6 protein-coding genes are annotated in these 8790 nt (G+C 72.2%); 1 reads left to right on the top strand and 5 read right to left on the bottom strand.

Features of this window, described 5'->3' with window-relative positions:
- Nucleotides 1–722 precede the first annotated feature (722 nt).
- On the bottom strand, nucleotides 723–1778 hold the full coding sequence (locus tag ABD329_RS25085; RefSeq protein WP_198282323.1) for a PLL family lectin: 1056 nt from the start codon (nucleotides 1776–1778) through the stop codon (nucleotides 723–725).
- Between the two features lie 70 nt (nucleotides 1779–1848).
- Between ABD329_RS25085 and ABD329_RS25080 the strand changes: the two genes are divergently transcribed.
- Nucleotides 1849–2256, top strand: coding sequence for an NTP pyrophosphohydrolase (locus ABD329_RS25080; protein ID WP_198282324.1), 408 nt, complete (start codon nucleotides 1849–1851; stop codon nucleotides 2254–2256).
- 578 nt (nucleotides 2257–2834) lie between these two features.
- Here ABD329_RS25080 and ABD329_RS25075 read toward each other — a convergent pair.
- From ABD329_RS25075 to ABD329_RS25060, 4 genes are all read right to left on the bottom strand, one after another.
- A complete protein-coding gene (locus ABD329_RS25075; protein ID WP_425574377.1) occupies nucleotides 2835–4361 on the bottom strand; it encodes an amino acid permease in 1527 nt (508 codons plus the stop codon).
- Between the two features lie 175 nt (nucleotides 4362–4536).
- A complete protein-coding gene (gene dxs / locus ABD329_RS25070; RefSeq protein ID WP_198276169.1) occupies nucleotides 4537–6501 on the bottom strand; it encodes a 1-deoxy-D-xylulose-5-phosphate synthase in 1965 nt (654 codons plus the stop codon).
- 180 nt (nucleotides 6502–6681) lie between these two features.
- On the bottom strand, nucleotides 6682–7998 hold the full coding sequence (locus ABD329_RS25065; protein WP_198276168.1) for a sugar ABC transporter permease: 1317 nt from the start codon (nucleotides 7996–7998) through the stop codon (nucleotides 6682–6684).
- Nucleotides 7995–8783 (bottom strand): ATP-binding cassette domain-containing protein, encoded by a 789-nt coding sequence (locus tag ABD329_RS25060; RefSeq protein ID WP_044569228.1) that lies wholly within the window; start codon nucleotides 8781–8783, stop codon nucleotides 7995–7997. The genes ABD329_RS25065 and ABD329_RS25060 overlap by 4 nt, the downstream gene beginning before the upstream one ends.
- Nucleotides 8784–8790: the final 7 nt, after the last annotated feature.

Raw genomic sequence — 8790 nt, 5'->3', positions numbered from 1 at the left:
GAGCGGAGGGGGCCCGGCGCGGGGCGGTCGAGCCACGCCGCACGCCGGGACCGGACCGCCGTTCGGCGGCAAGCATCCGCCAGGCGTATCCGCCTATCCGGGCCGGGTCGCTGCCGGGGCGGGGCCACGCCCAGGCCCGGGTCATGCCCGGGGCGGGGGCACACCCGGCGCGGGGTCACACCCGGCGCGGGGTCACACCCGGCGCGGGGTCACACCCGAGGCAGAGCCACGCCCGGGGCCCAGGGCACTCCCGACGCGGGTCACACCCGGCGCAGAGCCACACCCGGGACAGAGCCACACCCAGGGCCCGGGGCACACCCGGGGCAGGGCCACGCCCGACGCAGAGCCACACCGGGGCCCGGGTCACACCCGACGCAGAGCCACACCCGGACCGGGGTCAGACCCGGGACAGAGCCACACCCGGGGCCGGGCACCCGACGCGGGGTCACACCCGACGCAGAGCCACACCGGGGCCCGGGGCACACCCGACGCAGAGCCACGCCCGGGGCCCGGGTCACACCCGACGCAGAGCCACACCGGGGCCCGGGGCACACCCGGCGCGGGTCACACCCGGCGCGGGGGCACACCCGACGCAGAGCCACACCGGGGCCCGGGGCACACCCGGGGCAGGGCCACGCCCGGGGGCGGGAAACGGGTCGGCGGCCTTCCACGGGTGCCGGGCCGGCGCGCCGAACGGGCCCTCAGCCGGGCTGTGGCGCCGCTCAGCCGCTTCCCACGCGGGTCCAGGCCCGGAGTGCCAGCCCGCGCTCGTCGGTCTTCTGACGGGCCACCAGGAGCTTTCCGTCCAGCGTCAGCGCGGCCAGCACCACCCGGCCCTGGCTGTCCAGAGCCAGGGCCGGGGTATGGGCGCCCTGCTCGCCCGTGGGCGTCCACCACACTCCCGCCGCCTCGTCCTCGCAGGGGTGGGCGGCGACGGCCAGCCCACCGGCCGCGGGGTCCCGGTGGGCCAGGACGGTGCAGTCGTGGCCGTCCACCATGGCGCGCACCGCGGCGACCGGGCCGGTGCCCGTGGCCCCGCCCAGCGGCGCGGGGGCCGGGGAGTCCGGCCGCCAGGCCATCACCTCACCGCTGCGGGCATCGCGCCAGTAGTGGGTGAGGGTGCCGGGGCTGCTCTCCACCATGGACGCCGAATCCGGCCGGGCGTCGGCGGGGACGTCCTCGCCCCGCTTGGGCGCGGCGCCCGGATTGGGCTGGTACCAGCGCAGCGCGGCACCCTTCCCGGCCGGTGCCAGCAGCTCGAGCCGGCCGTCGGCGGTCGACGCCGCCGACATGCCGCCCAGTACGTGCGTGCCCTTCCAGTCGGTCCAGCGCTCCCAGGTGCCCTTGGGGTCCTGCCGCCGCGCGCTCACCCCGCCCCCGGCGTTGCGCACGAAGACGCGGAGCGCGCCGGTGGAGTCCACCGCCGCGGCCGGCGGGCCGGTCCGCTCGGCCTTGCGGGCGTCCTTCGGATGCGGGGTGCCCAGCGAGTGCCATGCCGTCAGCGGGCGGCCGGACTGGAACTGGGTGGCGTGGACGAGGTCCACGCGCGCCGGTTCCCCGGCGCCGCCCGGGCGGTGCCGAAGCCCCACCAGATGGGCATAGCCCTCGGAACTCTGAACGACGGTCAGCCCGGCCAGACGGCCGGACACCTCGATCAACCACGGCCCCGACCACTCCGCCCCGCCGGGGCGGTCCTCGGTCCAGCGGGCGACACCGCCCGTCACCGGTGCGTAGGCCGTGAGCCTGCCGTCCTTGCCGCGGAGCAACCGCAACGCCATGGCCCGCTGCCAACCCTTCCCCGAGCCCTTCCACCTGATCGAACGACGTCCATAGTAATTTGCCTTGACTATGGATGGGGTTGTGGTCGTGGACGCTGCCAATGTGGTCGGCTCGGTTCCGGATGGGTGGTGGCGCGACCGGCGCGGCGCCGCCGAGCGACTCCGCGACCGGCTGGCCGTCCTCGCCGGTGCCGGGCTCCCCGCCCGCCCGGGCGTGCCCGACTGGGCCACCGACCCTCCGGTGGACATCGTGATGGTGGTCGAGGGCGCGGCACGGGGCGTCGAGCCGGTGGCAGGCGTACGGGTGGAGTCCGCGCCGGGCAGCGGCGACGACCACATCGTGGCCGTGGTGGCGGCCCGCGAGGAGGGCCGCCCCTGCCTGGTGGTGACGGCGGACCAGGAGCTGCGGGCCCGGGTCACGGCACTGGGCGCGCAGACGACGGGCCCCCGCTCGGTCCGCCCGAACGGCTCGTCCTAGGGCCGGTCAGGGCCCAGGAGGTGTCCGACGGACGGTGCCTCCTGCGGCGAGCTGTTCCCCTCCCCGCCCCTTCCCACAACCGGGTCTCCACCCAGGCCCCCGGCCGCACCCCAGGTGGCCCGGTCGGGACGCCGACGCGGCGAGAGCCGCTCCGCGCCCCTCAAGGTCCAGGGGCGGAGCGAAACGGACCCTCCACCCCCGCCCCCAGCCGGACGCCGCCGTTGTACGCGGCCGCCCACCCAGACATCCACCGCGTCGGCACGCCAACCGCAACCAGCCGCCGGTGCACGCGTTACCGCACCCCACGTGGCCCGGCCGGTGGGCCGAGTGCGGCGACCATCGGCTCGGCGCCGCCTCCCAGGGGCCAGGGGTGGAGCGAACCCGGAGCCCCGCCACACAGTCCCGCCGGGCGACTCGGATGTGCGCGGGCGTCCCCCGGTCATCCGCCGCGCCGACGCTGACCGCAGGGGCGGCGGTCGGCCCGTCAATCCCCTCCAGGGGCGGAGCCCCTGGTAGCGGGGAGGGGCGGGGCGGGGAAAGCGTCGATACGCGGCTCCACCGCGTGGTCCGCGGGCCCCCTACTCCGTACGCGTCCCCGCCGCGCTCACCCGGCTGTGGCGGCGCCCGTAGAGGACGTAGACGAGGAGGCCGATGACCATCCACACCCCGAACCGCACCCAGGTCTCGGCGGGCAGATTGAGCATCAGCCACAGCGACGCGGCCACCGACAGGATCGGCAGCACCGGCACCCAGGGGGTGCGGAAGGCGCGGGGCAGGTCGGGGCGGGTGCGGCGGAGGATGATGACGCCCAGCGCGACCACGACGAAGGCGAAGAGCGTGCCGATGTTCACCAGGGCCGCCAGCTCGGAGATCGAGGTGAAGCCGGCCACCACGGCGATGACCACGCCCAGCACGATCGTCGAGCGGTACGGCGTGCCGTAGCGCGGGTGCACCCGGGAGAAGACCCTGGGCAGCAGCCCGTCGCGGCTCATCGCGAAGAACACCCGGCTCTGGCCGAGCAGCAGGATCATGGACACGGTGGTCAGCCCGACCGCGGCGCCGAAGCTGATGAGGCCCGCGTAGAACGGATGGCCGGTCGCCTTGAAGGCGTCGGCGAGCGGGGCGTCCACCGACAGCTTGGTGTACTTCTGCATGCCGGTGACCACGATGGACACCGCGACGTACAGCACCGTGCAGATGAGCAGCGAGCCCAGGATGCCGCGGGGCATGTCCCGCTGTGGATTCCGGGTCTCCTCCGCCGCGGTCGCCACGATGTCGAAGCCGATGAAGGCGAAGAAGACCACGGCGGCGCCGGTGAAAATGCCCTGGAGGCCGAAGGTCGTCGGTTCGTAGCCGAACATCAGCTGGATCAGTGGCGCCTTCAGCCCCGAGCCGGAGACCGAGCCCTGGGCCTCGGGGACGAAGGGGTGGTAGTTCTCCGGGTGGATGAAGAAGGCGCCCGCGATGATGACGAGCAGCACCACGATCACCTTGATCGCGACCACCGCGGAGGTGACCCGCGCGGACAGCTTCATGCCGAAGACCAGGATCGCGGTGATCACCAGGACCAGCAGGAAGGCCAGCAGGTCGAAGGAGAAGCCGTGCGCGGCCTCGGGCCCGGACAGGGCGTCGGGCAGCTGCCATCCGGCGTTGTCCAGCAGTGAGCGGATGTACCCCGCCCAGCCCACCGAGACCACGGCACAGGCCAGCGCGAACTCCAGCACCAGGTCCCAGCCGATGATCCAGGCGGGCAGCTCGCCGAGCGAGGCGTACGAGAAGGTGTACGCGGAGCCCGCGACCGGAACCGTCGAGGCGAACTCGGCGTAGCACAGCGCGGCCAGGGCGCAGGCGATACCGGCGGCCACGAAGGACAGCGCGGTGGCCGGCCCCGCCTGCTCCTTGGCGACCGAGCCGGTGAGCACGAAGATGCCGGTGCCGATGATGACGCCGACGCCGAAGACCGTGAGGTCCAGGACGGACAGGGACCGGGTGAGGGTGTGCTCGGGCTCCTCGGTGTCCTGGATGGACTGCTCGATGCTCTTCGTCCGCAGGTAGCGCGGCCGGACTCTGTCTCCGGTGCCTCCGCCTGGTTCCGATACGTTCACCGGTGCCACCTCCACGCCTGCCGTGCGGCTCATGCTTCTGGTTACCGATCGGCGGCGAGGTATGCACGCTCAGGGCCGTCCCCGATTCACCCGATGGGGGCGGGCGGCGCGACGCACGCTGGGCCGGTCGGAGCAGGAAGCGCTCCGACCGGCCCAGGCGGAAGGGGGCGGTGGCTCAGTCGCGCACCGGTTCGGCCGTCGTCGGCCGGGTCACCTCGGCGCCCTGGGAGCCCGCGTCCGCTGGCTCGTGTCCGTAGCGGCCGCCGATCCTGGCGACCAGCCCGGTGACCTGCCGGGCGATGTCCGGCGCGGTCAGTCCGATCTCCGCCATGACCTCCTTACGGGAGGCATGGTCGAGGAAGCGCGGCGGGATGCCGAAGTTGCGCACCGGCATGTCGAAGCCGCCGTCGCTCAGCGCCTGGGCGACGGCCGCGCCGACACCGCCGATCCGGATGTTGTCCTCGACGACGACCACGACCCGGTGGAGGTCGGCGAGCACGGGCAGCTCCTCGTCCACCGGCTTGACCCACCGGGGGTCGACCACAGTGGTCGAAATGCCCTGCTTGTCCAGGAGGTCGGCGATCTCCAGGCACATCGGGGCGAGCGCGCCGACCGAGACCAGCAGTACGTCGGGGCTGTCCCCGGCGGACTCGGACGGCTCCCGCAGTACGTCCATGCCGCCGATCCTGCCGACGGCCGCGACCGCCGGGCCCACCGCGCCCTTGGAGTAGCGCACCACGGTCGGGGCGTCCTCCACCGCCACGGCCTCGCGCAGCTGGGCGCGGACCTGGTCGGCGTCGCGCGGGGCGGCGATCCGCAGACCGGGGACGACCTGGAGCAGCGACATGTCCCACATGCCGTTGTGCGAGGCCCCGTCGGTTCCGGTGATACCGGCGCGATCCAGGACGAAGGTGACGCCGCACTTGTGCAGCGCCACATCCATCAGGACCTGGTCGAAGGCGCGGTTGAGGAACGTGGCGTAGACCGCGAAGACCGGGTGCAGCCCACCGGTGGCCAGGCCCGCCGCCGAGACGGCCGCGTGCTGCTCGGCGATGCCCACGTCGTAGACCCGGTCCGGGAAGCGCTTGGCGAACTCGGTGAGCCCCACCGGGTGCAGCATGGCCGCGGTGATCGCGACGATGTCCTCGCGCTCCTCGCCGAGCTTGACCATCTCCTCGCCGAAGACCGAGGTCCAGTCGGCGCCGGAGGCCGAGATCGGCAGCCCGGTGTCCGGGTGGATCTTGCCGACGGCGTGGAAGCGGTCCGCCTCGTCCTGGAGGGCGGGCTGGTAGCCGCGGCCCTTCTCGGTGAGGCAGTGCACGATGACCGGGCCGCCGAAACGCTTCGCCCGCTGTAGCGCCGACTCCAGCGCCTCGATGTCATGGCCGTCGATCGGGCCGACGTACTTCAGCCCCAGGTCCTCGAACATGCCCTGCGGGGTGATGAAGTCCTTCAGCCCCTTCTTGGCCCCGTGCAGCGTCTCGTACAGCGGCCGGCCGACGACCGGGGTGCGCTCCAGCAGGTCCTTGCCGCGGGCAAGGAAGCGCTCGTAGCCGTCGGTGGTGCGCAGGGTGGCGAGGTGGTTGGCCAGGCCGCCGATGGTCGGGCCGTAGGAGCGCTCGTTGTCGTTGACGACGATGACCAGCGGGCGGTTCTTGGCGGCGGCGATGTTGTTGAGCGCCTCCCAGGCCATACCGCCGGTGAGCGCGCCGTCGCCGATCACGGCGACCACATGGTCCGGCTTGCGCAGCAGCTCATTGGCCTTGGCGAGGCCCTCGGCCCAGCCGAGGACGGTGGAGGCGTGGCTGTTCTCGATGACGTCGTGCTCGGACTCGGCGCGCGAGGGATAACCGGACAAACCACCCTTGCTCTTGAGCTTGGAGAAGTCCTGGCGGCCGGTGAGCAGCTTGTGCACATAGGACTGGTGGCCGGTGTCCAGCAGCACCTTGTCCCGGGGCGAGTCGAAGACCCGGTGCAGGGCGATGGTCAGCTCCACCACGCCGAGATTGGGGCCGAGATGGCCACCGGTCTTGGAGACGGCGTCGACGAGGAAGGAGCGGATCTCCGCGGCCAGCTGGTCCAGCTCCTCCGGAGTGAGCCGGTCCAGATCGCGCGGTCCCGTGATGCGGGTCAGCAGCACCCGTGCCTCCTTGCTTCGAGCGTCTCCATGGAGCTTGCCGTCCGCCCGAGTCTAATGTTCCGCCCTCCGGCGCAGACCTCCCCCCATGCGATCTCCGTCACGCGTGTTCTTTTCAGACAGCTGCCCGGTGCCTTCCATGAAGGCACCGGGCAGCCGGGTGAGCGGACGAGGCGTCCGGGGTCAGCCGCGACCCGCGGACCGCTGAGTCCTGCGCGACACCGAGTCGATGACGACGGCGGCCAGCAGCACCCCACCGGTGATCATGTACTGGACGGAGTTCGCGACGCCCAGCAGGTTCATCCCGGACGAGATCGAGCCGATGACCAGCATGCCGAGCAGCGCCGACCAGACCGAGCCCCGGCCACCGAAGAGGCTGGTGCCGCCGATGACCGCGGCAGCGATGGCCTCCATCAGCAGGTTGCCGGTGCCGGCCTGCTGGCTGGCGGAGCCGATCCGGGAGGCGATCATGATGCCGCCGCACGCGGCCATCAGCCCGGCCAGCGAGTAGACCGAGATCCGGATGGCGACGACGTTGATGCCCGCGCGGCGGGCGGCCTCGACGCTGCCGCCCAGGGCGATCACCTTGCGCCCGTAGGAGGTGCGGCGGACCACGAAGTCCAGGATCACCAGGACCGCCACGAAGATCACCAGGGCGAGCGGCAGACCCTTGTACTCGTTGAGCCGCCAGGCCGCCGCGTAGACGATCACCGCGAGCACGCCCGTACGGACCAGGATCTCGCTCAACGGCCGCGAGGGTATGCCGACCGCCTTGCGGCGCCTGGCGTCCAGGAACTGGGCGAGGAAGAAGCCCGCCGTCGCCACCGTGGCCGCCCCGTACGCGGCGATCAGCTGGCTGAAGTAGTGCGCGGTGAGATCGCGCACGAAGCTGTCGTCCGCGATGCTGATGGTGCCCGTGGTGCCGAGCACCTGGAGCATCAGACCGTTCCAGGCCAGCAGACCGGCCAGGGTCACCACGAAGGCCGGTACACCGATCTTGGCGAAGAAGAAGCCGTGCACCGCGCCGAGGACCGCGCCGCTGGCGAGCGCCGCGAGCACCGCGATCCCCTCGGGCACCCCGTGGTTGACGTTGAGCACCGCCAGGGTCGCCGCGGCCAGACCGCTGAGCGAGCCGACGGACAGATCGATCTCACCGAGCAGCAGCACGAAGACGATCCCGACCGAGATCATGCCGGTGCCACCGAGCAGGATGGAGAGGTCGGAGAGGTTCTTGGGCGAGAGGAAGGCACTGTCCTTCGCCTGGAAGACCGCCCAGATGATGGCGATGCCGACGATGACCGGGACCGCGCCCAGATCACCGCTGCGCATCTTGCGGCCGAACTCCGTCAGATAGCCCCTGAAGCCCTCCTGACGGACCAGCAGCCGGGGGTCGACGACGGTGACCGCGTCCTTGGCGACGGGGTTGGCGTCGGCCGGGCCGCTCGCCTTGTTGGCGCCGTTCGACGGACCGCCGTTGGTCTTGTCCACGTTCGTGGTCACTTCGCGACCTCCCCGCTACGCGCCTTGCGGCGGGTCACGGCGTTGTCCGTGGCGCCGGTGATGGCGGAAATGATCTCTTCCTGAGAGGTGGTCTTCACATCGAAGATGCCGTTGTTGCGGCCCAGCCGCAGCACCGCGACCCGGTCCGCGACGGCCTTGACGTCGGCCATGTTGTGGCTGATGAGGATGACGGCGAGGCCGCGGTCGCGCAGCCGCTCGACCAGGTCCAGGACCTGTGCGGTCTGCTCGACGCCGAGGGCGGCGGTCGGCTCGTCCAGGATCACCAGCTTGGGCTCGCCGAGCATCGAACGGGCGATGGCGACGGTCTGCCGCTGGCCACCCGAGAGCGAGGCGATCGGGATCCGCACACTGGGGATGCGGATCGACAGGGTCTGGAGCAACTCACGGGAGCGCCGCTCCATTTCGACCTCGTCGAGCACCCCGGCGCGCAGGATCTCGCGGCCGAGGAAGAGGTTGCCGACGACGTCGATGTTGTCGCAGAGGGCGAGGTCCTGGTAAACGGTCGCGATGCCCAGCTCCTGGGCGTCGTGCGGCCGGCTGACCTGGACGGGCTTGCCCTGCCACTCGACGACGCCTTCATCGGCGGGGCCGACTCCGGCAATGCTCTTGACGAGGGTCGACTTGCCGGCGCCGTTGTCGCCCACCAGGGCGACGACTTCACCGGCGTGGACCTCCAGATGGATGTCGGTGAGCGCCTGGACGGCGCCGAACCGCTTGGAGATCCCGCGCAACGCCAACACGGGTCCGTTCGGCACGATGGCCATCTCCGTT

This window comes from Streptomyces javensis (assembly GCF_039525925.1).
Lineage (GTDB): Bacteria > Actinomycetota > Actinomycetes > Streptomycetales > Streptomycetaceae > Streptomyces > Streptomyces asiaticus.
Note: the sequence above shows the minus strand (reverse complement) of the source record. Positions and strands in the feature narration are given on the sequence as shown.